Consider the following 24,619-nt stretch of genomic DNA (forward strand, 5'->3'; position numbering starts at 1 on the left):
GGCTACTCCGTGTCGGTGTTGGTTCGGTGCGAAGAGAGGACGTTGCGCAAGAGGGTGTGCTTGAGGCTGGCTTTGGTAAGTTCCCCCAGATGGGTGTCCACAAGCCGCCCTTGGTCATCGAAGAACAAGGTGGTCGGCAAACCGCGGGTGCCCAGCGTCTGCATGGCCTTGGATGAAGGGTCCACCAGCACGTCTTTGAACGTCAGATCCTCCCGTTCCAGGAACGTGCGTGCCTGCTGCGCGCGCTCCCCCTGATTGACCATGACGAATGCGACGTCGGGGAACTCTGTCTGCGCCTGATGGAGAACGGGCATCTCGCGGCGGCATGGCGGGCACCAGCTGGCCCAAAGATTGAGCACCACGGGCCGGCCGGCGTAAGCGGCGTTCAGGGTGATAGGACGCTCGTCCAGTGTGGACAGCTCCAGTGCAGGCAGGGGTGGCGCGGAGCGCTGCATCAGCGTGAGCGTGCTGCCCGCAGCTAGCCAGATCAGCACGCCCACGGTGGCACCTGCCAGCACGGGCGCGCGCTGCGCCCGGGCGGCACGGGTCTTCCACAAGATCAGTGCGAGCGCCGCCAGCACGCCAATCCACCAGGTGAAGCCGCCATCGCCGATAGAGAGCATGGACAGCGGTGCTGCCGCATACTCGTCCCACCACTGGGCGATGTATCCCAGGCGAGCGGCCACCGCGCCCCAAAGGACTGCATCGAGGATGAGTCCATCCACCGCCTTCGGGGTGATGTCGGGTCGCCGCCTGGCGAAAACGCGAGCCACGATCCAGGCAACGATCACCGCCGCGAGGACCGCGATGACGGAGAAGGAATAGGGTCCGATGCCGATCACGTCGCCCCCGCCGAATCCAGACGGCCGAGGAAGGCGCGGGCGTCGATCTCACCCACCATGCGCAAGTCCCGCCGCTCTGCCCCGTCAGGCCCAACGAGGAGCATCGTGGGTGGGCCCATGACCCCCCAGCGCCTGAGCAGCGCCTGGTCCGTCGCATCGTTGCGCGTCACGTCGGGACGCACCACCTGCATGCGGGCGAGCCGGGCCGCAACGACGGGATCGCCGAACACCTCGCGCTCGATCACATGGCAGCTCACGCACCAGTCGGCATAGAAGTCGATCAAGGTCCATTGGTCACGCGATGCCGCCAGTGCCAGGAGCCTGTCCACGTCCCCGGTCGATTTCGCTTGGACGTAGGTGACCTTGGACGGTGAAGGCGCTGTCGCCGCGGATGCGCTGCGAAGGTGCGTGAGCGGCTGCAGCGCGGATTCGCCACCCGATGCCGCGCCGACCAGCATCAGGACGGCCCAGAGGCCAGCGAAGGCGGCGCCAGAGCGCAGCGTCCACGCCAGCCGGTGACGCGCCGCGACGGCTTGGCCCCACGCGACCAGCCCGACCGCGATCGACAGAACCCAGGTACCCCAAAGCACCAGGTTCACCGTGGCGGGCAGAAAGCGCGCCAGCATCATGACCGCCATGCCGACCATGACGTAGCCGAACGCGACGCGGACCCTGTCCATCCAGGCGCCGGGACGCGGCAGCACCCGGGCGCCGAAGACGGCGATGGCCAGCAGGGGCAGCCCCATGCCCAGGCCCAGCGCGAACAATGCCAGGCCGCCGTAGACGGCGCTGCCGGTCTGCCCGATGTACAGCAGCGCGCCCGCCAGCGGAGCGGTCATGCACGGGCCGACCAGAAGCGCCGAGAGGAAACCCAGCGCTGCGGCACCCGGGATGCTGCCTCCCGAACGCTCTCTGCCGGCGGATTCGACGCGGTTCATCAGGGCCGAGGGCAGCCGCAGATCGAACTGGCCGAACAGCGAACTGGCTAGGATCAGAAACAGGGCCGCGAAGGCCCCCAGTAGCCAGGGAGACTGCAGGGTGGCCTGGAGATTGGCACCGGCCAGGCCCGCCGCTACGCCCACGGCCGCGTAGGTGCCGGCCATCGCCACGACGTAGGACAACGAAAGGACAAGCGCGCGCCTGGGTTTGGCCCGGCTGCCCACCACCATGGTGGAGACGATGGGAATCATCGGCAGCGTGCAGGGCGTGAACGCGAGCAGCAGGCCGAAGCCGAAGAACAGCAAGGTGCCCCAGACAGGCCCCAGCGTGGCCAGCCGCTGCGCCGCGACTTGATCCTCGGCGATGCCGCCCGCGGCCACATTGCCGCCAGCGGGCGTGGCGGCCGCTGGGCTCACCGTGGGCTGGGGTGACGCTGCAGCCGCCGTCGGGCTACCCGCCGCCGGGAGGTCCAGCTTGACCGTCTGCGGTGGATAGCAGATGCCGGCTTCGGCGCATCCTTGCCAGTGCAGGGTCACAGGACCCGCTGTCGCTGCCGGGAAATGCAGTCGCAGCGCATCGCCCTTGTAGATCTCCGTGTCGCCGAAGAATTCATCGTGCTTGGATGCTCCGGGCGGAAGCGTGGTGCTGGTTTCACGGCCTTGCCCATCCACCAGCTTGAGCGAATGGCGATAGACATAGTAGCCCTCCGCAACGTGCGCCTGCACGGACAGTGCGTCGTCATGTGGCTGCACGGCCTCCAGCTTGAACACGTCGGCCACGTCCAGAAACTGAACCTCGCTGCGGGCCCAAGGAAGCAGGCTGTTGCTCGCCAAGGCACTGCCCAGGGTCAGGCAGCCCAACAGGAATGCCGCGAAAACGCGCCGATACAAGGACAACTCCAAATCCTCCAGCTAGGTTGATCCTGGATGATGAATTGACCCGATTAAGTGAAACTAAAGCGATACAGCGCGAGTATGGACATTCCTGCAATATCGGATTTCACCCTGGATTTGCCTTAACAATGAGGGATCTAGATTGCGCGAGGCGCACCGAATATGCGGGTATTGCTGGTAGAAGACGATGAATTGATCGGCAGGGGAATTGTTGCAGGGCTGCGGCAGCATGGCATCGCTGTTGCTCACGTCGGCACGGCACAAGAGGCGCAGTCAATCCATGCCGAAGAGAGCTATCACGCGCTCGTGCTCGACCTCGGACTGCCCGATCAGGACGGCATGGATCTTCTGGCCAGCATACGGGCCGTCGAGCCCCAGTTGCCCGTATTGATCCTCACGGCGCGCGATGCTATCGAGCACAAGTTGAATGGGTTGCATAAAGGGGCTGACGACTACATGGTCAAGCCTTTTGATCTGCGGGAACTGGCGGCGCGCCTGCATGCGCTGGTCAGGCGCACATTGGGGCGTGCTACGCAGGTCATCACGGCCGGTCCGCTGCGCGTAGAACCAGCGAGCGGCCTCGCCTGGTTCGAGGACAACTCGGTCACGCTGTCCCGCAGGGAGGTGGATCTTCTGGCGCACTTGGCCAATGCCGATGGCCGATGGGTTTCTTCAGATGCACTCAATGATCGCCTGTACGGCTTGGGTGAAGAAATCAGCAGCAACGCACTCAACGTACACATCCACAACATCCGCCGCAAGCTTGGGGCCGAGGCGATCGAGACAGCGCGTGGGCTCGGCTATCGACTGGGATGGAGATTGGTGCCATGAGCCTGCGACTTCGCGCCGTCCTCATTGCGGGGGTCGCTCTGATGGTGCTATGGGTAGCCGCAGCAGGTCTCATGATGCGCAGCGTCCACGCGAATCTGGACCGGACCCTCGACGGGCGGCTCGCTATGTCCGCGCGCATGGTCTCAGGCCTGCTCGAACGCGCTGCGCTGTCTCCGAGCGCCGCGGGTGCAGACTTGGCAGAAGCCGTCCGCGTTACTGGCAAGGAAGGCATTGCGTGTGAGATACGCTTGCTACGTGGCGAGGTGCTGGCACAAACCACCAATGGGCCGCACTCCGAATTTGAGGCGTTGCCGGCAGGTTTCAGCACGCGCGAGGTGCAGGGAGACCAGTGGCGTGTCTATGTCCTGCACGCGAACGGCTACCAGATCGCGACCGCCGACCGCATGGACCAGAGGGATGTTCTGATCAACGAACTGCTGCGTGCGGCCGGCGTGCCGTTCCTGATAGCCAGCGTCGGCGGACTTCTCGCCTTGTGGATTGGCATCGGTCGGGGACTAGCGCCGCTGAAGGCCCTGTGCCGGCAGTTGCGCGCCAAGCGCACGGACGACGTCACCCCGATCGAGGTGGAGCACTCACCTGCGGAAATGCGCCCGATGCTGGATGCCATGAATGGCCTGCTGGGGCGGCTTTCACGGGCGCTGTCCAGCCAGCGGGCGTTCACCGATGCAGCCGCGCACGAACTGCGCACGCCGCTGACTGTCATCGACACCCACCTGCAGGTGGTACGGCTGACTGAAGGCGAGGAAGCGCATGCGTCGCTGAACAGTGCAGAGCAAGGGGTGAAACGCCTGCGCCGCACGCTTGACCAGATGATGGTTCTCGCGCGCACCGAAGCCGCGGTCGATCCCGACGACAGCTGCATTTCCGTGCTGGCAGCGGTCAACACCGTGGTCCGGCAACTGGATGCCGTTGGGCACGACCGCCTGAAGCTTTCCGTTGACGGCGAAGACGGCGCAACGCCGATTCCCAGGTCGATGGTGGAAACCTCGATCCGCAACCTAGTGGATAACGCGATCCGCTATTCGGCAGGCAGCGAAGCAATTGAAGTGGACGTGTTGTTCGACCACGCAGCCTCTAGGGTGCGCATCGCCGTCGCCGACCGGGGGCCCGGCCTGAGCAGCGAGCAGGCCTCCCAGATCGGCAGGCGTTTCTGGCGCGGCGACCAGGGACGCAACTGCAAGGACGGCGCGGGCCTGGGCATTTCGATCGTGCGCGCGATCGCCGCGCGGTTCGGTGGCGAGCTGTCGCTGGCACCTCGCGATGGCAGGGGCCTGCTCGCGCAGTTCTCGATGCCCCTGGGCCGCACGCTGGAGACGTGAACGGGACGCGGGCCAGACGTTGAGTCAAAGTGATGTGGTTAAGACCTCCTGAAGGAAAAGGCCCTCCACCCGAACGGATGGAAGGCCTGCGGGGCAAGTCGCCGGTAGGCTGCGGACTCAGCCGTAGTGCTGCCGGGCTTCCTGCCACGGGACGAAGCGCGCATCCCGACCGACTGCGACCGGAATCTCTGCGTACAAGGCTTCTTCGAGCGAGAAGCGCGTCGCTTGGTCGAACTGGACCCAGCCGAACTCGTTGGACCAGAAACCGGCGCTGTCGCTGGTGGCCGACTCGTTGGGCGAATACACCACCCAGCAGTCATTTGCCTCGGACGTCATGCTGCAACCGCCTGGCGTCGCCGGGTGGCCTTGGCGTCGATCACGCTCACGTCGATCAGACGCCAGCGCCCGTCGTCGATGAGCCGTTCCAGCACGTCACCGAGCATGTCGAAATACACCTCGTCGTGCCGATCGACCAGTTCACCGTCGCGATGCAGTTCCACCACGTAGGTGTCGCCAGCGCGGTCGTACAGGATCGTCACCCGACCCTCGAACTTCGCGGTCGAGACCGTGAAGCTGATCGCCGGAGGCGTTTCGATGATCTTGGACGGCGTGGGATCGACGCAGGTGAAGTCGCGGGCGCCCGCATCGACCAGCATGTGGGTGATGCGACGGAACCCGTCGGGTGCCGGCATTTCCTCCAACTGCTGGATGAGCTGCCCCAGTTCCATGCACTGCGGCTCGGGAATGGGTAGCTTGGCCGGTGCGGAGCCGAGGATGTGCCTGGTGATGGTGTAGGGAACACCGTCCGCGGTCTTCTCGGTGATTACTTCCGGGGTGTCCGCGCGCAGGCCGTCAAAGCGGCGGCGGGCATACGGTTGGACATGCACCTTGGCGCCTTCGCTGGGAACGGTAGTCACCAGGTGAGGATCGAGCACCGCGAACTCACTGGGCTTGAGCTTGACGACGATGGCGTCGTCGTTGGCCGCGATTACCTTGCCGTCGAAGGGCTGGGGATCGAACGCGAATCCCAGTGACGAGGGTTGCGGCAAGCCGTCGTACACGCGGTAGCTGTAGGTGCGCACGTTGCGGGGCACATGGCCTGCGACAAGCGAAGGCATCATGGATTTGATGAGGGAACGGTCCATGGGAATCTCCTTGAGGAAGAACAAGGGATTCCCCGCCCACAAGGGAGAGATCCCTTGTGGGTGGATGGACGCGGCGCGTCCGTAGGAAGAAACGACCAGCGCGGTTTCCCGTGCGTGCAGCCTCGAAGGTCGCGGCTGCCTGGGCATGTGTCGGCAACGCCGACGAACATGACGCAAAGGATGGCCCCAGCGTCGGGCTACCGCCCCCATGAAACGGCACTGCGCCGCACCCGGTTTCCCGCGCTGCGGGCGAGAAAAAGCCCCTCGCAAGGGGATGGATGGGTCAGGCTTCGTACACGAAGTAGTGCTCGCGCTGACGCGGGAAGAAGACGTGCTTCCACGAGTCGCCGCCGGTGTTGCCACCGTCGAAGACGACCATTTCGTAGTCGTCGATGTCGGTGTCCACCAGGTCGGCGCTGGCGATATGGCGCATTTGCAGCGTGCCGTGCACGCGCTCGAATACCAGGATCTGGCCGATGGCGTCGTCCTGGGTCATGGAGTTCACGCAGGCTCCAAGCTGGTGCTCGAAGTCGCATGCGGGGGAGATGAGGTCGGGGAACATGGAATTGCTCCTGTGAAAGAGAGCAGCCGGCCTCCTGACAGGAGGCCGGCTGGCACGGGGAATGGAAGAAAAGGATCTGCGGCGGCGCGCGGCGACTACGTGTCGGTCAGCGGCAGCCCCGGCAGCGGCGGTGCATCCGCATCGAGGATCAGGATGCGTACGTCGGCCTGGCCTGCCAGTTCAAGGATGTTCGCCAGGTCATCCGGCATGCCCTTGTTCCGATGCTCTTGCCGCAGTTGCTCCGCGCGGATGCCTTCGACCTGCTCCAAGTGCATGTCCGTCCAGGGCGTAGCGATCAGCTTGACGCCTATCGCCGGGCAGTACGGCACCCGGAAGGCAATGAACAGAAACGCCTCCGGCGTGGCAAGGTCTGCCAGGTTGGCGAGGTAGTGCCAGCTCTCGATGGAGATGTGATCGCGGCTGATTTCCCAGCACCGGCTGTAGATGCCGGTCTCGAAGCTCAGCCGTTGAATAACCTCCCGTGAGGACTCCTCGGAGTAGGTGTCTCCGACATGGCCGCGCTGGCCGTCGAAGTCCTCGCCTTCGATGGCATAGACCACCGAGCGCACGATGCCGTCGGCGCGGCACAGTGCTTCCAGATCGGCGGGCACTTCCTGGCCCTCCGTGATCAGCGCGAAATCGGCGCCGACAAGGCATGGGAACTGCGCCACCTGATCGTCAGGCAGATGCGCCTGGCTGGGATGCAGCGGCCGCCACACGGGCGGCGAATCGTCCTCGCAGGTGATGAGCAGCGTGCGAACGATGCGCAGATTCCGATAACCGCGGATGAAGGGGTTGTTGGACTCGGACATGGATTGCTCCTGGATAGAGAATACCGAGGCCACTCCCGACCGGGGAATGAAACCCCGGTGGGTGAAGATGGAAAGAGCGTCAGGCGGCACCGATCGCTGGCACTTGGGCCAGCCGCTCGGCAACACGGTGACGCACATTCATGCGGAATTGCTCGTCATTGATGCCGGCGAGCAGGCCGCCAGCCTCCAGCGCGAACAAGGCCGAGGCCTCGTCGATGTCGGCGGCCAGAATCGCTTTGCGCAGTTGTTCGCCGAGTTGCAGGGCCTGCGATGACGCTCTGAAGATCTGGACTTCCCGGCTCAGGTAGCAGCCGTCGCCGCCGAACTCGAAGAGTCGCGGTTTGCAGCAATGCCAGCACCCTTCGTACTGGATGGCGGTCAGGTGATGGCCATCGTCGAAGCTGGAGGCGATCAGGAACAACGCATCAAGGTCGGCTGTGCCCTCGAAAACGTGGTGTTCGATCAGGTTGCCCAGTTCGTCGTTCTCGTCGACCCCGAAATACGAAGCCATCAGTTCAAGCAGCGGGGGAATCGACAACCCTTCGTCGTCGGGCATGGGGATGGACAGTTGAGCGGCAAGCCCTTCCAGTCCGTCCAGCACACGCCTCCACGTAGGGGTATCGGCGTCGGCCATGTGGGCGATGTAGGCCTGCCCCTCGCCGGGGTAGTTCTCGTCCAGCGCGAAGGCGCCGAACAACGCCTTGATGACGGGAGTCACCCGGTCGAGCAGGAGCACGCCGGTGCCTTCGTAGTAGTTGTTGGCCATATAGGCTCCTCTGGATAGATGAGCGAAGCCAGCCCATGCGGACAGGACATCCGCGAGGGGGAAATGGAAATACGTCGGCCTATTTGCCGAACTCACTGAAATCGCCCATGGCTTTCAGCACCTCGATCAGGCCGCAGTTGGCAAGGACATACAGGTGGTTGTAGTCGTCACCCGTGGGTGCCTGCTCGGCATCGTTGAGCTGGGCATCCAGTTCGAGAATGCTCTTGCGCACCGCCTGGGCGATCGCCAGCGGGGACTCCGCAGGTTCGGCCTCAGCGGCTGCGCCCAGTGCGGCAAGGACTGCCCTGGGCGAGAGCGCGTCGGGTAAGGATTCGTAGCGCGTGGGCGCGTCCGCCCGGCAGACGGCTTCCTCTTGCTTTGAGCCAATGGCAAAGCGCGTGATCTCGGAAGGGTCGGCGTCTTCGGTGTCGTAGTCCACGATCGCAATCTGCGGCAGTGGGCGGTACGGCGGCCAGTCCTGAACCAGGAGGGATTGCACAAGGCCGCCTTCGAGCACGACGGCGAAGCTGGGTTGGGGGGACATGTGTCGCTCCTTCAGAAAAGTCAGAAGGACACGAACCCCGGAGGGCGCGTGGCCCTCGTTCGGGTGGAGATGAATGGCGGCGTGGCCCGCAGGGGCCTCACCAGCCGTTGTAGTGCAGCACCAGGTTCGCGATGACCTGGCGGCGGGCAAGATCGAGACCGCTCAGGTCGGCCAGGCCTTGAAACCCGCAGCGGCGCAGCAGCGAGGCGCTCCTGCGCGCGTTGTAGAAGCTCACCATCGCGGCGAGGAACATGCGCTCCCCGGGGCTCAGGTAGCCCAGGGCCTTGCTGATGCGCGTCACGTCGGGGCACAGCGCCCACTTGTCGCAGGCCTGTTCAAAGCCCTGCTGGGTGCCGTCACCAAACCACCGGGGGCCGGCGATCCGCACACCGCGTTTCCATGCTTCAAAGAAAGCATCGGGAGCAGCAGCGAAGTGCCGCTGCTCCCGTGCGATCTCCTCGGCAACTTCCAGGGGAAGTTGGCTCATGAGAGACTCCTTGCAGAGCGGATCAAGGGATGGCGAGCTGAGACCAGCCGCCTCTTGCGAGGGCGCGTTCCGCGGCAGCGAAGCTGCGGAAGTACTCGCGGGATTCCCGCGAGACGGGGCCTTCGGCATTGCGCGTGCCGATGTAGTGACCGGCGGCGCTATTCAGGACTTCGAGCGGCAATTGCTTGCCGGTGCAGAACAAGGCGAGTTCGCCGAAAGAGGCGCGTGGCATGGTCGGACTCCTTGGAAGATGCGAGGCGACCACGCCCGGGCGGGATGGCAGCTCCCGCTGGGGTTGACGAAGGTGCATCGGCGTCGCGAGGACGCTCGTCCGCAGGACGATGCTGAGCGGACTGGCGGGCAACGCGGGAGTGACCCGCGGCAGCCTGGAACCCTGGCTGCTGGCATGTGCTGACGAATCATCAGCGAACATGCGGGCAGCTTCGCGCGGAGGCCGCGCCGCGTCAGTGGGAAAACCGCATCCAGCGCAGCCCCGATTCATGGGCGCAGAGAAGAAAAACCCCGCATCAAGTGCGGGGTAGTCGGGATGGTGCGTCGGCGCCGGGTCAGTCGGGTTTATCTACCATGACATGCTGCTTCCACAGGTCGAATGCCTGCTCGGGAGGAAGCTCGGCGAGGATGACGATAGGCTGGCCCTGCCTGGCCCGCAGCGATGTGAAGTACGCTTTGCGGTCGGCGATGGCCTTCAGTTTGATGCCCTTGATGAACAACAGCTTGCCGTCCTTGATGAACAGCACCTTGTTGCCGATGTCCCGGTTGAACGCGGCGCGCACCTTGCGGTCTTCGTGCATGGCATCGGCCAGTTCATCGACCAGGAAGTCGAGCGTCATGTCGATGTAGTGAGGCTCGTCACCCTCCTTGCCGAGATGGAGCGGCGCAGGCGGCAGGCCCTTGGCGAAGGCCTCGGCCTGGGCCAGATGCGCAGCCTGCCCCTCCCTTGCGCGGACGAGCGTCGAGCCGCCGTGTCCGTCGTTGTGGGCCTCGGCGATGGGCGTGCCGTCGAACACGACGGTGGCGGTGAAGCACATCGTCTCCTCGCTGGCGAAGTCGGCCACCTTGAGGTTCTTGAGCGTGATGCGGTCTTGCTTGGTGATGGGTTGCATGGGAGATCCTGAATGTCTGCCGGGCGGCGCCCCGATCCCCAGGCGGGACGTTGCGGCCATCCCGTGGGTTGGAGAAAGGTGGCATCGGTGCCGAAGTGGGCAGCGTTCGCTGGAAAGATGCCGAGGCGAACTGGCGGGTGGCGCGGGTGGATCCCACGGCAGCCTTGACACCCTGGCTGCGGGCATGGTGCTGCTACGGCAGCGACACATGCCGAAAGCATCGGCTTGGCGCGCGTGCACGTCATCCGGCAATCGGGATTCGTCGCCCCCGGATTGGCGAAAAAAACTCCCCGAAGGGAGCTGAAGGACTGGATCACTCCACGCTGGCCAGCTTGCCCTCGTCGTCGAAGCGCAGGCACACGGTGGCACCAACGAGCTTGGGCTGCTTGGTGTACCGCCAGGAAGACGGCAGCAGTTCTCCGATTACGCGGGCCGGCGAGTCCGAGCAGCCGACCGCGATGAACGTGGCGATGGCCTGCGCATCCTCATCCTCGCGTCCTTCGTCGTAGCGGTCATCGAAGACATAGTCGGAGATGAGCCTGGTGACGTCGTCGGCGTGGCGGGTCACGTAGAGCGTCCCCTGACTGCGGATGGCGGCCACCGAGTGCTCGTGAGCGTCGTTACCAAAGCTGACGGCCAGCGTATCGACCAGAGTGAGGCAGAGGTAGTCGCCATTGAGTGACAGGCCTTCTTCCGTATGGAGAATTGGCCCATGGTGGATGCCGATCTGCGCTGGGTCCAGGAAACTGGTCAATCCGATCAGCCAGTGGTCACCATCGAGACGGTGCTCTTCCAGCAGGAATGCCTGTCTGGCCGCCAGATAGACCTCGGCGGTCGGCACATCCTCGTCGTCTTCGGCGTCAATGGACCACACGCCGGCTTCCTGAAGCGCCTCCCGGGCGGCAATGCCCTCGGCCTGTTGACGATCCCAGAACCGGGCCCACTGAGTGCGAAAGCCTGGCGGCTCACTGGCCCAGTCGCGGAACCAACTGCGCGGTGCGAAAGGAATATCGTTGAGCAGGTCGGCGTTGGATGACGACAGGCACATGGATGCGTACAGCACCAGGAACTCCGGCCCGGACAGGCGCTCCTTGGCTTCTACCAATTCCTGGCGGAAAGCCTGCGCGACCGCAGCCTCGATGCGCTTGCCGTCTTGTTCCTCATGGAGCAGATGTTGGCGATCCGGGAGGCGGGCGATCATGTCGTCGCGCAATACCACGATCTGGTGGTATTGCGACGATGGACGTCCTCCGATGGGAAGCCCTTGGAGATAGCAGCGGTACTGGGACGGCACGCCGTTCAGGTCGATGAGTACTTGGCCGACAGGCGTGTCCCGCCAGGCCAGGCCTGGCCGTGCAAGCGGGCGGTCGAACTCCGTACCGTTGAATGTCACCCGAACGGGGAAGGCTTCACACAGCCGCACCAGTTGCTGGGCGATCCACTCGGTCAGTGTCGGGCCTTTGTAGGGCGGCTCGACACCGCATAGGCGGATCTCGGTGCCGATGCGCGCCGGCGCGGAAATCACTTCCACGTCGTCACCGTTGATGATCGCGGCGGTGGTGGCGCGGAACGCCTTGTCCAGCGAATGCACGCGCAGGCTGCGTGCGAAGTACAGCGTGGAGAGCACGCCAATGCCAAAGGGATTCTCTCGGGCCTTGAGGTCCTCGTCCCAGCCGGATTCGGCAATGCAGATGAGGGTCTGGAGGTCGGCGATGCCCTCGCCATCGTCGCTGACGGTGAGCGTGTCGTCCTCGGCAGTGATGTGCACATGGCGGGCTTTGGCACGCCTGGCGTTCTGCAGCAGTTCGCCCAGCATCGAGGCCTGGGTGAACGCATGCCGCAAGGTAGCGATCAGGCGGTTCTGGTTCGTCTGAAGACGGATGGTAGTCATGGTGCGGTTCCTTGGATGAAGTAGTGCGCCGGGAAGGCGCGGAGACATGGCGGCGCATGCCGGAGCGCGCCGCAATGCGGCGTCGGTCGGTAGTTGCCTGTCGGGAAGGGAATGGGCTGAAGCCCGATGGAGAAGCAGCACCTACGCCCTGAGCAGGCGCGTGTCCGCGGCACGATGCGATGCGGGCAAGGAGGTCGGCGCGGGGAGACCGCGGCGCAGCCTGAACGACCGGGGCTGCTGGCAGTTGCCGATGCTTCGGCTGTGCACGGGAAAGGATGGCGTCGGCCACCGCTGGAGTCGTGGATCAATCCGGATCGGCGGCGGCCGTCTTGTGCAGGCACTGCAACAGACGCCGGCCCACCCAGGCCACGCACGGGACGGCCATCGAATTGCCGAGGGCCTTGTAGCGCGGAGCGTCCGCCGCAGGCTTGCCGCGGTACGGGATCAGCGTGTAGTCGTCCGGCATGCCTTGCAGGCGCTCGCATTCCACGGGCATCAGCCGCCGCACGCGCCACTGCGCCCAGTCGCCGGGGCCCGGGTTATTCCAGTCGTAGCGGAAATGTCCCTCGAAGCCAGGGGCAAGCACGTGGGGCTTGTCCGCCCCGCCGCCGCAGGTGCGTAACGCAGCTGCCACACCGCCACCCAACTCGAAGGCCAGCCCTTCGTCGCGTCCACGCAGTGCGACGCCGAGCACCATGGGCCGGCCTTGGCCTGGCTTGCCGCCGCCCGTGGAGAGGGTCCCGGAAAGTTGGCCGTGACCCGATTCCAGCCGCAGTTCGCCACGGGAGTTTTGTGCGAAAGCGACGGCGGGCACCACACCCGCATTCGCGTGGCTGTTGCGGTGTCCACCAGCGCGCAGCGTCGGTGCTTGGTTCTCCATCGCATCAGCGCCGCTGCCCTGGGCGGTGAAGGCGATGATCGGAACACCCTTGCCGGTGCCGTCTTCGCTGCTGCCCTTGCCTCCATTGGCGGTGCTGAGCGTGTGGCTGATATGGCCTACGAAGGACTGCGCGAGGAAGGTTTCGACCTCGAAGTCGTTCTTCGGGCCGGGCGCGGCGATCAGGCAGGCGGCGACATCCACGGGACCTGCGGTGTTGCCACCGCCGAACCCGAACGTCATGGTGACCTTGCCATAGGGCTGCTTCAGTCCGGCGTAGCCGCCTGCTGCTGCAGTGCCATGTCCAGCAGTGCGGGAAGCGTCTTGCCACGGCGAGCAGCCCGGCGAAGAATCCCCGAGCAGGCCCGCGCGCTCAAAAAGTACTTCTGCGGGATCGAGGTCATCTCCACCACTTGCCACAAGAAACACGCGCTTGCGGCGTTGGGCGACGCCGAAATATTGAGCGTCGAGCACGCGCCAGGCGATGCGCCGGCGGGGTCCAGACACACAACCAGCGTGCGCCCACCGATCCCCTGGCGGCTGGAGCGCACGGCTTTCTCCGGCCAATGAACCCAGAAAGTGGCCAAAGGCATTGCTCCGGTCGCTGAGAATGCCCGGGACGTTTTCCCAGACGAGCGTGGCAGGCGGGCGGCGGTCTTGGCGACGGGTTTGATCGATGGCATCGGCTAACTCCACATAAGCAAGGGTCAAGGCGCCGCGTGGGTCGCCCAGTCCGCGACGCGCGCCGGCCACGCTGAACGACTGGCACGGCGTGCCGCCGACGAGGATGTCGGGCGCCGGCACGGTGCCGGCGCGCACTTGGCGGGCGATCGCGGTCATGTCGCCCAGGTTGGGCACGTGGGGGTAATGGTGGGCGAGCACGGCGCTCGGGAACGGCTCGATCTCGGCGAACCACGCGGCTTCAAGGCCGAGGGGTTGCCAGGCGAGGCTCACGGCCTCGATGCCGCTGCACACGCTGCCGTAAAGCAGCGGCGCGGCCAGGGGCGCACCGCGTGGGGTGCGAGGTTGCGGGTTCATGGCGGGTCTCCTGTTCGTGTGGCCCTGAACCGTGCGGCCGGGCCGGGACGTTGATCGGCAGGAGAAAGGCGCCGAAGGCCTTGCGGCCTCCGGCTCGGGAGGACGGAACCACCCGTGGGCTGATTGGCAGGCCCGGTCGTCGCTAGAACCGGCTGCTCATCAAGCAATCGCACCCGGCGCATATCGTGGTTGGCGCCGGCATCTTCTGGCGCACATCCGCGCACAAAAGGAGCCCAGTTTTTCGCCGTTGGGCACGGCATCGAATACCGCTGACCACGAAGGGTCTCCGGGTGGCTCGCAACCTGGCAAGCCATCGGGGGACCCTTCGCAGAGGCGGAAAAATGCAGATCAGCAGAACGCGCCGGGAAACCCCGGACACGGTTCGCGGAGAAGCTACCTTCAGGCCCCGCGGCCGGGGGCGGCCGGGCGGGACGCGCACACGGACAAGAGAAGGCGTTGCGCGCTGGGCATCCCGCAGGGCGTGCGGGACATGGGCCACGCCGCCGATGGCGGGCACGGCTCTCGGGGAGCGGGGTCGGTCAGGAGCCCTTGCGGCCGCTACTGCGCGGGCGCGAGGCACCGCGCTTGGACGTGCCAGTTTCGACCGGCAGCGTGCCTTTGCAGTCGGGGTAGCGACTGCACGACCAGAAGGGGCCGCTCTTGCCGGTGCGCTGGCGCGTGGGTGCGCCGCACTGCGGGCAAGCGGGACCCTGGGGAACATTGATGGACAGCGAGGTGCTGCCGTACTGCGCGATCAGTTGCGAAATCCAGGCGGCCTGCTTGCCGATGAAGGTGTCCAGCGTAAGCTGTCCGGCCTCGATCATGTCGAGCGCCTGCTCCCACACGGCGGTGGTTCCGGGGTCGGCAATCGCCGCGGGCACGGCGTCGATCAGCGTGAACGCCGCATCCGATGCGCGAATGGAGCGTCCTTTCTTCACGAGATAGCCCCGCGTCAGCAGGCCGGTGATGATGTTGGCGCGCGTGGCTTCGGTGCCGATGCCTGTCGTGTCCTTCAACTTCTGTTTCAAGCGCGGGTCGGTCACGAAGCGCGCAACGCCTTTCATCGACTTGACCAGTTCGCCCTGCGTGTAAGGCTTGGGCGGCATCGTCTTGAGCGCCTTGATCTCGGCCTCGGCCACTTGGCATGCCATGCCCTCGCGCAGCGCGGGGAGCACCTGGCTGCGCGCCGCGGCTTCCCCGTCCTCGTCCGCTTGCGGCTCGGCCAGCACCAGGCGCCAACCCTGGGCGGCCACCTGCTTTCCGGTGGCCGCCAGCTTCTGCTGGCCGCAGGACAGCTCGGCGACAGTGCGGTCGAACTCGTGGTGAGGAAGGAACTGCGCGAGGTAGTGCGCCCGGATCAGCCGGTACACCGCCAGTTCCTTCTCGCTCATCGCAGAGAGGTTCGCCGGTTCGAGCGTAGGGATGATGCCGTGGTGGGCAGTAACCTTGCCATCGTTCCAGGCGCGCGAGCGCTGCGAGCGGTCGAGCTTGCCCATGATGGGGCGCAGCGAGGGATCGGTCTTGAGCAAGCTGTCCAGGACAGTCGGCACTTCCGCGAACATGCTTTCGGGAAGGTAGCCGGAATCCGAACGCGGGTACGTCGTGGCCTTGTGCGTTTCGTACAGGGCCTGGGCAATCTCCAGGGTCTCCTGCACGTCCAGCCCAAGCTGCTTGGAACAAACCTCCTGAAGCGTTCCCAGGTCGAACAGCAGCGGCGGACCTTCGCGCACGCGCTCGGTCTCGACCAATACGACCTGGGCGCTGCCCGCAGCGCGGATCTGCTGCGCGGCCTGCTGGGCGACTGGCTGCTGCAGGCAGCGGCCGGCATCGTCGGTGCAGCCATCTGGCGGAACCCACTGCGCGCTGAAAGCCTGACCGCCCGCGGACAGGGACACGTCGATGGCCCAGAACGGCACCGACTTGAAGGCCGCGATCTCGCGGTCGCGGTCCACGACGAGCTTCAGGGTCGGCGTCTGGACGCGGCCGACGGACAGCACGCCCTCGTAGCCGGCCTGCCGGCCCAGCACGGTGAACAACCGGCTGAGGTTCATGCCCACCAGCCAGTCGGCGCGCGAGCGCGCTAGGGCCGAGTAGTACATCGGCAGCGTGTCGGAGGACGGCCGCAGCTTGCCGAGCGCGGTGCGGATCGACGCATCGTTGAGCGCCGACAGCCATAGCCGCTCGATGGGGCCGCGGTAGCCACAGAGTTCGATGATTTCGCGGGCGATCAGCTCGCCTTCGCGGTCTGCATCGGTGGCGATCACAAGATGGGACGCCTTCGCCAGCAACGCCTTGACGACCTTGAATTGCGTGGCGGTCTTGGGTTTGACCTCGACCTGCCACTGCTGTGGAACGATGGGCAACTGCTCCAGCGACCAGCGCTTGAGCGCCGCGTCATAGACCTCGGGCGCTGCCGCTTCTACGAGATGGCCGATACACCAAGTGACGGTGACGCCGGAGCCGCTGAGACAGCCTTCACTGCGCTGCGTCGCGCCGAGAATCCGGCCAATGTCTTTGCCCTGGGAGGGCTTCTCGCACAAGAACAGCCGCATATGTTCGTCCATCCACATCTCGTTGCTCATCAGGTTCCTGAGCAGGATGTCGGGCATGGCACGCACCAGCAGCAAACAAGCTGCACGCGGCGGCGACCGCTTTCACGGGATGGAATGGCGGGGCGGGAGTGGCGTGCGGCCGGGGTGTGCGGGTCGGGAGCCGCGATTTTTGGGAGCGCATGGAAGCCAGCGGACGTTGGTGGAGCTATCCCCTGGGGATAGCTCGCGAGGGCATTGGGGGCGACGGACGACTGCCGCCGCCCCATGCCGGGTCACTTCCTGCGCTTGGGCTCCTTCGGCGCGGTCGGTTCCTGGGCGGCCTGGGGTTTCGGCTGCGTGTCCTGCGCGGCCTCCTGCTGCCTGGGACTGAGGGTCACGGACTCGATGCGGAAAGGGAGGATGCCGACGCTGCGCGCGTTGATCTGCCAGGTCTCGCGCGGCTGATCCTCGTTGTCCGTCCAGGGTTCGCGTTCCATCCGGCCGACGACCAGTACGCGCATGCCCTTTTGATACAGGCTCTGCCAGCGCTCCGTGTCCTTGTGCCAGATTTCGACGGGGGCCCAGAAGCCGCCGCGATCCTCGAAGGTGCCATCCTTCTTGGGAATGGGATTGTCGAAATAGACGTTCAGGCGGAGCAGGCGGCTGGGCTCGTCGTTGCCGCTCGGGAACTCCCGGTACTCCGGAAGCGAGCCGATATTGCCTTCGCCGATGAAGTGTGTGCTCATGGTGCAATCTCCTTTGGGGTGGGTGAAAACCTGCGTCGACGGCCGTCAATGCAGGTGCTGCTGGTCGATGAACGACCGAACCAGTTCGCAGCCGATGAAATGCCGCTGAAGCCGCAAGGCGACGGCTCCGGTGGTGCCGCTGCCGATGAAGGGGTCGAGCACCGTGTCGCCGAGGCGCGAGCCCGCCAGGACGCAAGGGACGATCAGACGTTCGGGAAACACCGCGAAGTGGCTGCCCTTGAAGGGACGGGTGCCCACGGTCCAAACATCGCGCTTGTTGCGCATGGTGCGGACGCCGATCTTGTGGAGGCTGCCGCGCAGGTTGGCATTGGCGCTGGTGATGCGCTCGCCCGGTGGCTGGCGTACAGGCCGGACATTGCCGGGCCCCCGTGGATCGACCGAGGGCTCGCGGATGGCGGCGTGGTCGAAGTAGTAGCGCGAGCGCTTCGACAGCAAAAGGATGTGCTCGTGCGAGCGGGTGCAGCGGTCGGCCACGCTCTCGGGCATGGTGTTGGGCTTGTGCCAGATCAGGTCCTGGCGCAGATACCAGCCATCGCGGCGCAGCGCGAATGCGAGCATCCACGGGATGCCCAGCAAGTCCTTGGCCTTCACGTCGCCCCCCGGCCAGATGGCGCCGACGGCGGCCTGCGCGGCGCCATGCTTGGCGCCGCCCTTGGTGCTGGCGGCCTGGTAGGTGCGGCGGGCCGCATAGCTGTCGCCGATCACGATCCACAGCGTGCCGTTGTCGGCCAGCACATCGCGCACGGCGCGGAACACGTGAACCAGCCGCTCGATGTACTGTTCCGGCGTGCCTTGCGCGCCGATCTCCAGGTGCTTGTCGGGATGGTCCGCAGGCAGGTAGGCGCGCAGCCCGAAATACGGCGGACTGGTGATGCAGGTCTGCACCCGAACGCCATCCGAGTGCATGCGCTGGAGAAGCGCCTGGCAGTCGCCGGCGTGGGTCTTGTCGAGCCAGCGGCGCATGGATGCCGGCATCATGGCGATGCGTCCTTCCCCGGCGAGCGCCGGCTCGCCATCTGGGCCATCCGGCGCAGGTAGGCGTCCTCCGCTTCGGCCGCCTTGATGGCGCATTCCTGGGCCTGCCTGCCCAAGGTGTGCAACAGGCTGATCTGCATGTTCAACGTGATGCGCTGAAGCTCGATCGCATGCAGGTCGGCCAGCAGGTTGACCGGCGTGCTGGTGCTCGCCATCAGCTCTTGCCACAAGGCGACGCCCATGGCCGAGCGGTCATGCTTGCGCCAGCGAAGAAACGCCGTGCCTGCGCCAGTGGTCTGCTGGGCCAGTTCGATGGGCAGCAGGTGGAAGGGATGCCCAACGGCCTGTGGCAGCACCTGACGCTGCGCCAAGCCAATCAACTCGTCGCGCATGCCGAAACACTGGCTGGCCCAGACCTCCAAGTCCCCCTTACCCTTAAAAGGCTTCAAAAGGCCTTTTAGAGAGGCGGCCTGTTCCAGCTTCATGAAGGCTGTCTGTTGCAGGGAACGGAAGTAGCGGGTGTCGCAGTTCGGGTCGCTCATGCCTGCGCGTCCTCGTCGGCCCGCGCTTCGGGGGCTTCGGTGCTGGGGGCCTCGTCGCTGGGGGATGCGACCGCGGCAGGATCGTCACTGCGCTGCTGCAGGCCGCGGCGCACGATCGGCGGCGCGAAACTCGAACGGCGCGTGCCTTCCAGCACCTCCTGCGGCAGTTCACCAAACTTCTCCAGCGCCGCCCGCGCTGCGGCGTTCTTCGAGGCAAAGTCATCGCGCGTGCATCCTGAATAGCGGTACTGCTGTGCCAGGCTGAACAGGCTGCGCAGCGCGTGCGCCCCGTCGTTGAGCCAACGCTCCAAAGTGCTGCGGTCGATGAGCGCGGTGTGATGGGCCAAGATCAGCTTGCGGGCAATGTCGTCATAGTCGGCCAGGAGATAGACGGCGGCGAAGCCCAGTTGAGCGTTCACGAACAGGGGCAGCTTGACGGGCTGGACATTCAGGTTCTCGCCCAGGCTCAGTGCGGCGGGGACGCCGGCCAGTGCCTGGTCGACCTGTTCGCGCAGCGATTGCAGCGTGGCCTTGGTCTGGTCGAGCTTGTCCTCGATGCGCAGCATCCACCAGTCCGAATACGGGTCATCCTGTTCGGAGCCGCGCTTCATCTTGTTCATGACGGCGATGTAGCCGTTCAGACCGACGATGCCCGGTCGCCCCTCGGCGGCGGCGCGGCCGTGCCAGATGCGCGAGGCGTGGTGCGTGTGCAGCGTCAGCGACATCGCGCTGCGCAAGGAGCCGAGATTCAGTTGCAGTGGTTCGTTGGTTGCCATGGTGCCCGCTCGTTGTTGGAAAGAGCGGCCAGCATCCGCAAGCAGCGGAAGGCAGTCAGTCAACAAACCGAAACCCGCCCGTCCCCGGTTCAAGGCGCGGCGGGTGCATGCGGCGCGAGCTATCCCCTGGGGATAGCTCCATGGAGCGCCAAGGAACATTGCACGCCCGGGCCAGCGCGGACAAGGCCGATCACGCGGCAGGCGATCTGTGCTTGGCGTGCAGCGGCTCGACGGCGTAGCCGTCAGTGGAACTATCCCCAGGGGATAGCTCTACTGGAAGCCACCGGCATCCACTTCACCGCCTTGCAGGCCCGCTCACTTGCGGGCGAGCAGCTTGCGCAGCCGCTCGATGTGCTGCCTGGCGACTTCTGGCGGCACAGGCTTGCCCTGCGGCTGGGATGGTGGCGCTGCTGGTGGTGGCTGCTCATTGGGCGGAACGGGTGTTGATGGCGCGTCTTTCTTGGCCCAGGCGTTGAATTCGCCATGGATGGCCCGCTGGATGATGCCGAACAGATACCCCGCTGGATTGCGGATGCCGTGACTGCTGCATCGCGTGGCCCATTCGTCCAGCACGGCCTGCCTCAGCGCTGCATCGACCTGCTGCAATGCCACCCGCGCACCTGTCTGCTGCTCTGCCTTCAGTTCCGCGAAGCGCTTGGGCCATTGGAGGTCGCCCAGCGCGCGCGCCTGCGCCTGTGCCTGCGCGGTAGTACGTACTTCATTCATACGACTACTACGTACTGTACGGGCCTGCTTCGGATTCCGAAGAGAGGCGTCTGGCGCGGGTTTCCGCCCTGCTTCGGATTCCGAAGTGGGGTCGTCAGGATTCCGAAGAAGGCTTGTCGCCCCTTCTTCGGATTCGTGAGCGGTGTCCCCTTGTGGACAACTTTCGGTCGCCGTGATGCCTTGGCTGGCGAGGCGTTCGGCCAGGATCTGCAGCCGTGACGGCAGCGTGCGGCCGGACAGCAGCGGGTCTTCCGCGATTTCCTTGAGCGTGTTCAGGCCGACCATCTGCACGGCCTTGGCCGAGTGGCCGAGGGACTGGCTGACCAGCGCCAGGTAATCGGCGTCGAGCTGCATCGCTTCAAAGGGCGTCAGCGGCTCGTCGTGCAGGACATAGAGGTTGCCGAGGATGCGGCCGGTCTTGGGGTCGCGGCGGCGCCGCACCAGGCTCAACCATCGGGTGAGGCGCAGCAGCGTCAGGGCTCGCGCCACGGTTTCGTGCGAGGCCTGCCCGGCGCAGGGCATCGACGCCAGCCAGTGCCGAAGCTGTTCATACGTCGGGAACGCCGTCACGCCATCGTCGTTGAGCATCAGCCGGAAGACCTGCCAGGCGTTGCGCTCCAACGGCGTCAGGCGACGGTCGAGGAACAGCCGCCGTGGTACGGTCTCGTGCCGATTGCCGCTGAACAGGAAGGCATCGCCAGACGCCGGGGCCGTGGGCATGGCGACAGGCGTGGACGTGGGTGTGGGCGGGGGCGCGTCGGCGTTGGGCTTGGGCACCAGGTCTTTCAGCGCTGCGTCGAACAGGTCTGCGAGTGCGATGGGGCCACGACGTGGTGCGGTGTCGTCCACGGCCATGGTCAACTCAATCCCTGATCCACCCAGCTCTTGATCGAGGCCCAGACCACCGACAGCGGCAGCGACATGCCTTCGGCCAAGTCCATGGCGGCATCGAGGATGGAGGTTTCGTCTTCGAGATCGACGTTCCTGCTGCTGGTCACGGCCTTCCATTGCCGCCACAGCTCCGTGTCCTGCTTCTCGTCCAGCACGGGATGGCGACCCTTGCGCTTGGGCAGACCGAGGATTTCACGGCGAAGCGCCACTTCCTGGTGGGTCAGGCCGTAGATGCGGCTCACCATTTCGGTGCTCGCTCCCAGCCTGAGCATGCGATCAACCGTGGCTATTTCCTTCTCCACATCCTGCGCCTGCCCGAGCAGACGCCGGAGCACTTCGCGGTTGACCGTCACGGAGCACCACGAGACGTTGGCGTTGGCCAGTATGCTGATCAGCGCGGGATGCTTGAGGGCGTCCAGTTCCTCCTCGCCGAACCCCATCAGCTTGCAGCGGCGCAGTTGCCCATTGCGCAGGTCATAAAGGGCCTGGGCGATGACGGCCTGGTTGAGTGGATGTGGTGCGGACACACTGGTCTCCCGTGCTCAAGATCCGGCATCCGCGGCGCCGGTTTCCAGGTCTAGCAGACGGCGGGCGAGCCGCAGCAGCCGGAACAGCTTGACCAGCGCGGTGTCGCTTAACCGCTGGATTGCATCGCCCTGGCCGTGCAGCAGCGCCGGCAGGTCGATCACGACTTGCCCGCTGTCCAGGCCGACGTCGGGAGGCTGCTGCCCGGCCAGGCATGCCAGCAGCGCCAGGACGGCACGGCCCAGAGGCCCCGGGTTCTGGGCGTAGGCACGGCAGGCGAAACCGATGCCGTCTGGACGATCATCGATGCACTCGTCCAGGCGGGCCTCGCCCGCGATCTCGCGGGCGAACTGCGCGACATGGATGCGCAGGCGCTCGGGCGTGTCCAGGCTCGCGTCGATGTACCAGACATCGGAGATCGGATAGAGCCCGCCGGCCTGCACGGGGATGGACTGCAGGACGTTCGCCGAGAAGTCAGGCGGCAGCGCATCGCCCAACTGGTCGGCGACCATGCGCTGGATGGACTGGAGCCGTTCGGTCGTCGGCGCCGGCGAGACGATGTGCTCCTGAAGCAGGTGGCCGTCCGCTGCCGGATTGGCCGTGCCCGCCTCGTCGGTATCCGCGTCGCTCTCGCGCGTTGAGGTGGGAGACGCAGGGCCTGCAGGCTGCGCTGCCGGTGCAGGCCCTGAGATGGGCGGCGCGGCGTTGGCAGGTGGGCGCGCGATAGCCCCCGGCTCCGGCAAGGCGGGCGGTGTCGAGAGTGGCGTCGGATCGCTGACCAGAGCGCGCTGGCGGCTCTCGGATTCCGTCATGTCCAGCGCCAGAACGTCGTAATCGACGCCCAGCAGCTCGGCCATCTGACCGATCAGCTCGTCCTGCACGCGCTGCGCGGAGAACTCCTCGGCCTGCACATCGAACTGCGACAAAACTTCCTGGAAGAACTCGACGAAGTCCTGGACCAGTGGGCGGCCCTTGACGTAGCGCTCCCACGCGAGCAGGCAGGCTTTGCGCATGACCGACAGACGTTCGACCTGGTGGCGGCCGAGCCCGCCGTAGAGCACGGTCGGGATCGCCGGCAGGAGGTAGCGCACCGCGTCGTTCATGCGGCTGATGTGCGACTGCTGAACCGGGAAACCATCGGCGGCGAGGCGGCGGGCCAGCTCGGACTGGCTCAGCGCGGCGCCGCTTTCCTGCTCGTAGAACTCGCGCGCCTTCTCGACGCCGAGGGCGCGCTCGATGAAGGTGAGGCCGCCGCGCAATTCGTTCTCGGCCAGGTGGCCGGTCAGCATGACGACTTCGCCCCGGCTGGGCCACGGCCGGAAGAGGCACGATATGCGGAAGAACCGCTCGTCCTTGGTCTCCGACCACAGTTCGCGCAGGATCGCCAGGCGTGTGTTGCCGCCGTTGCGGATGATGTAGTGGTCCTCGCCCGGGCGCCGGGTGATCGCCGGCGCCGCGTCAAGGCCGCGCTCCCGGATGGACGCTTTGATGTCCTCGTAGGCCGGGTTGCGCTTCTTCCTGGGATCGTGGTCGTAGGGACGCAACTGGTCCAGGGTCACGACCATGGGCGTGTCGGCGATGGGGTCGCTCAAGGCCGAGGTGGACGGGCCGCTGCGCTCGAACCCGGCCGCGAGCAGCTTGCCGGCCATCTGCTGGGAGGTCATCTCAGCCATGGCGGCCTCCCTGCGCTTCGGACCGGGCCTCGCGCTCGGCGCGGCGGATCTGCGCCCGGGCATTGAGGGCCGCCCGGTGGTCGCTGGCGGTCGAACTGGTGTAGATCGCGGCGCAGCCGGCCTTGGTGAATTTGAGGTGGCCGCCCGGTGTGCGCTTGACGTGCCAGCCCTCGCCGACGGCGAACTCGATCAGAGCGCGCAACCGCTTGTGACCTCGGGCCAGTTCATGTGCGTTCGCCATGGGACCTCCCGGTATCAAGAGCGAATGGCGGGCGGCCGGACACCGTGGCAAATCGGTGCTGCCATTGCGGGAATAGTTCGCCAGCGAGGCCGCGCATGGTGTCGAGCGCGGCGGGGGCGACTCTGCCCGGCGGCTGGCGGTATTCGACCCGATGGACCGGCAAACCGCGCGTCGCGGCGCGTGGATAGGCTTCGATGGCCGGCACGTCGGTGGCCAGCACGCGGATGCCGGCGTGGTCTTGGAACAGGTCGCGCAAGGCCTGCTGGATCAGCCGGGCGTTCGCCGACACCGGGTGGACGCGGTTGATGAGCAGATGCAGCGGTGGCGGCTCGATGCCGAGGTGGCGGTACGGCGCGATGTCCTCCAGCAATTGCATGGTGCCGCGCCGCAGCTCGCGGGCGGCGAGGATTTCCGGGGTCACGGGTGACAGCGCGATATCGGAGGCGAGCACCGCCATCTCCAGCGTCACCGAACGTGCCCCCTGGGTGTCGATCAGCACCAGGTCGTAGAGGGGAGCCAGTGCCGGCAGCAGGTGCCGCAGCCGCAGTCGCCCATCCGGCGCGTGCAGCAGCAAAGTGTTCAACTCGCCCCGGTGGTCGTTGGACAGCACCAGGTCCAGGCCCGTAATGATCGTGCGGGACACGAGCTGGCCGAGGTCGCGCTCGTTGAAGGCCAGCAATTCATAGATGCCGCCAGGCGCGCGGTGGGCCAGCTCGTAGTACGAGGACAAGGTGGGCTGCACGTCGAGATCGAGCAGCAGCACGCGCAGCCCCGCATCGGCGGCGAGCCCGCCCAGGTTGGCGGCCGTGGTGGTCTTGCCGACGCCGCCCTTGGTCGAGATGATGGATACAACCTGCATGGCGTTTCTCCGCAATCAGTGG

Annotated in this window: 25 protein-coding genes; 2 read left to right on the forward strand and 23 right to left on the reverse strand. The window is 65.9% G+C overall.

From position 1 onward, the window contains the following. Window positions 1–2: 2 nt before the first annotated feature. A complete protein-coding gene (locus tag AVS7_RS21520; RefSeq protein WP_020230118.1) occupies window positions 3–842 on the reverse strand; it encodes a TlpA disulfide reductase family protein in 840 nt (279 codons plus the stop codon). Next, window positions 839–2,677: a protein-disulfide reductase DsbD gene (gene dsbD, locus AVS7_RS21525; protein WP_034691347.1), complete on the reverse strand. Its 1,839-nt coding sequence runs from the start codon at window positions 2,675–2,677 to the stop codon at window positions 839–841. The genes AVS7_RS21520 and dsbD overlap by 4 nt, the downstream gene beginning before the upstream one ends. Before the next feature lie 159 nt (window positions 2,678–2,836). Here dsbD and AVS7_RS21530 point away from each other — a divergent pair, with 159 nt between their 5' ends. Both AVS7_RS21530 and AVS7_RS21535 read left to right on the forward strand, forming a co-directional pair. After that, entirely contained in the window at window positions 2,837–3,505 is a 669-nt protein-coding gene (locus AVS7_RS21530) for a response regulator transcription factor (RefSeq protein ID WP_020230120.1), read from the forward strand. Beyond that, window positions 3,502–4,845, forward strand: coding sequence for an ATP-binding protein (locus tag AVS7_RS21535; RefSeq protein WP_020230121.1), 1,344 nt, complete (start codon window positions 3,502–3,504; stop codon window positions 4,843–4,845). Before AVS7_RS21530 ends, AVS7_RS21535 begins: the two co-directional genes overlap by 4 nt. A 117-nt stretch (window positions 4,846–4,962) precedes the next feature. Here AVS7_RS21535 and AVS7_RS21540 read toward each other — a convergent pair whose 3' ends face one another. The 21 genes from AVS7_RS21540 to AVS7_RS21640 form a co-directional block, all read right to left on the reverse strand. Next, window positions 4,963–5,181, reverse strand: a complete 219-nt coding sequence (locus tag AVS7_RS21540; protein WP_020230122.1) for a hypothetical protein — start codon at window positions 5,179–5,181, stop codon at window positions 4,963–4,965. Further along, the gene (locus AVS7_RS21545) at window positions 5,178–5,990 is read right to left on the reverse strand and encodes a hypothetical protein (protein ID WP_020230123.1); all 813 of its coding nucleotides are present in this window, start codon (window positions 5,988–5,990) and stop codon (window positions 5,178–5,180) included. Before AVS7_RS21545 ends, AVS7_RS21540 begins: the two co-directional genes overlap by 4 nt. Before the next feature lie 283 nt (window positions 5,991–6,273). After that, window positions 6,274–6,552: a hypothetical protein gene (locus tag AVS7_RS21550; RefSeq protein WP_020230124.1), complete on the reverse strand. Its 279-nt coding sequence runs from the start codon at window positions 6,550–6,552 to the stop codon at window positions 6,274–6,276. Between the two features lie 95 nt (window positions 6,553–6,647). After that, window positions 6,648–7,364, reverse strand: coding sequence for a hypothetical protein (locus AVS7_RS21555; RefSeq protein ID WP_020230125.1), 717 nt, complete (start codon window positions 7,362–7,364; stop codon window positions 6,648–6,650). Between the two features lie 79 nt (window positions 7,365–7,443). After that, a complete protein-coding gene (locus tag AVS7_RS21560) occupies window positions 7,444–8,130 on the reverse strand; it encodes a hypothetical protein (RefSeq protein ID WP_020230126.1) in 687 nt (228 codons plus the stop codon). Window positions 8,131–8,209: 79 nt separating this feature from the next. Beyond that, window positions 8,210–8,674 (reverse strand): hypothetical protein, encoded by a 465-nt coding sequence (locus AVS7_RS21565; protein WP_020230127.1) that lies wholly within the window; start codon window positions 8,672–8,674, stop codon window positions 8,210–8,212. Window positions 8,675–8,771: 97 nt separating this feature from the next. Continuing rightward, window positions 8,772–9,161 (reverse strand): hypothetical protein, encoded by a 390-nt coding sequence (locus AVS7_RS21570; protein ID WP_020230128.1) that lies wholly within the window; start codon window positions 9,159–9,161, stop codon window positions 8,772–8,774. A 22-nt stretch (window positions 9,162–9,183) separates the two neighbouring features. Beyond that, on the reverse strand, window positions 9,184–9,393 hold the full coding sequence (locus AVS7_RS21575; RefSeq protein WP_020230129.1) for a hypothetical protein: 210 nt from the start codon (window positions 9,391–9,393) through the stop codon (window positions 9,184–9,186). Window positions 9,394–9,727: 334 nt separating this feature from the next. After that, the gene (locus AVS7_RS21580) at window positions 9,728–10,285 is read right to left on the reverse strand and encodes a hypothetical protein (RefSeq protein ID WP_020230130.1); all 558 of its coding nucleotides are present in this window, start codon (window positions 10,283–10,285) and stop codon (window positions 9,728–9,730) included. 313 nt (window positions 10,286–10,598) lie between these two features. After that, complete coding sequence (locus tag AVS7_RS21585) at window positions 10,599–12,176, reverse strand: ATP-binding protein (protein ID WP_020230131.1); 1,578 nt, start codon at window positions 12,174–12,176, stop codon at window positions 10,599–10,601. A gap of 304 nt (window positions 12,177–12,480) precedes the next feature. Next, a complete protein-coding gene (locus AVS7_RS21590) occupies window positions 12,481–14,091 on the reverse strand; it encodes a DNA cytosine methyltransferase (RefSeq protein WP_020230132.1) in 1,611 nt (536 codons plus the stop codon). Between the two features lie 539 nt (window positions 14,092–14,630). Further along, on the reverse strand, window positions 14,631–16,643 hold the full coding sequence (locus AVS7_RS21595; RefSeq protein WP_034691397.1) for a DNA topoisomerase III: 2,013 nt from the start codon (window positions 16,641–16,643) through the stop codon (window positions 14,631–14,633). Between the two features lie 272 nt (window positions 16,644–16,915). After that, entirely contained in the window at window positions 16,916–17,368 is a 453-nt protein-coding gene (locus tag AVS7_RS21600) for a single-stranded DNA-binding protein (RefSeq protein WP_020230134.1), read from the reverse strand. 45 nt (window positions 17,369–17,413) lie between these two features. Next, complete coding sequence (locus AVS7_RS21605; protein WP_020230135.1) at window positions 17,414–18,367, reverse strand: site-specific DNA-methyltransferase; 954 nt, start codon at window positions 18,365–18,367, stop codon at window positions 17,414–17,416. Continuing rightward, window positions 18,364–18,906 (reverse strand): DUF3158 family protein, encoded by a 543-nt coding sequence (locus AVS7_RS21610; RefSeq protein WP_020230136.1) that lies wholly within the window; start codon window positions 18,904–18,906, stop codon window positions 18,364–18,366. Before AVS7_RS21610 ends, AVS7_RS21605 begins: the two co-directional genes overlap by 4 nt. Next, window positions 18,903–19,682 carry a PFL_4669 family integrating conjugative element protein gene (locus AVS7_RS21615; RefSeq protein WP_024002064.1) on the reverse strand — a complete coding sequence of 260 codons (780 nt, stop codon included), beginning with the start codon at window positions 19,680–19,682 and terminating at the stop codon, window positions 18,903–18,905. Before AVS7_RS21615 ends, AVS7_RS21610 begins: the two co-directional genes overlap by 4 nt. Before the next feature lie 315 nt (window positions 19,683–19,997). Next, a complete protein-coding gene (locus tag AVS7_RS21620) occupies window positions 19,998–21,263 on the reverse strand; it encodes an STY4528 family pathogenicity island replication protein (protein WP_020230138.1) in 1,266 nt (421 codons plus the stop codon). A gap of 2 nt (window positions 21,264–21,265) precedes the next feature. Continuing rightward, window positions 21,266–21,826, reverse strand: coding sequence for a DUF2857 domain-containing protein (locus tag AVS7_RS21625; RefSeq protein ID WP_020230139.1), 561 nt, complete (start codon window positions 21,824–21,826; stop codon window positions 21,266–21,268). A gap of 15 nt (window positions 21,827–21,841) precedes the next feature. Next, on the reverse strand, window positions 21,842–23,497 hold the full coding sequence (locus AVS7_RS21630; protein ID WP_020230140.1) for a ParB family protein: 1,656 nt from the start codon (window positions 23,495–23,497) through the stop codon (window positions 21,842–21,844). After that, a complete protein-coding gene (locus AVS7_RS21635) occupies window positions 23,490–23,738 on the reverse strand; it encodes a hypothetical protein (RefSeq protein WP_024002065.1) in 249 nt (82 codons plus the stop codon). The genes AVS7_RS21630 and AVS7_RS21635 overlap by 8 nt, the downstream gene beginning before the upstream one ends. Next, on the reverse strand, window positions 23,722–24,597 hold the full coding sequence (locus AVS7_RS21640; protein ID WP_020230142.1) for a ParA family protein: 876 nt from the start codon (window positions 24,595–24,597) through the stop codon (window positions 23,722–23,724). Before AVS7_RS21640 ends, AVS7_RS21635 begins: the two co-directional genes overlap by 17 nt. Between the last annotated feature and the right edge of the window lie 22 nt (window positions 24,598–24,619).

Origin of the sequence: Acidovorax sp. MR-S7 (genome assembly GCF_000400995.2) — a bacterium.
Classification (GTDB): domain Bacteria; phylum Pseudomonadota; class Gammaproteobacteria; order Burkholderiales; family Burkholderiaceae_C; genus MR-S7.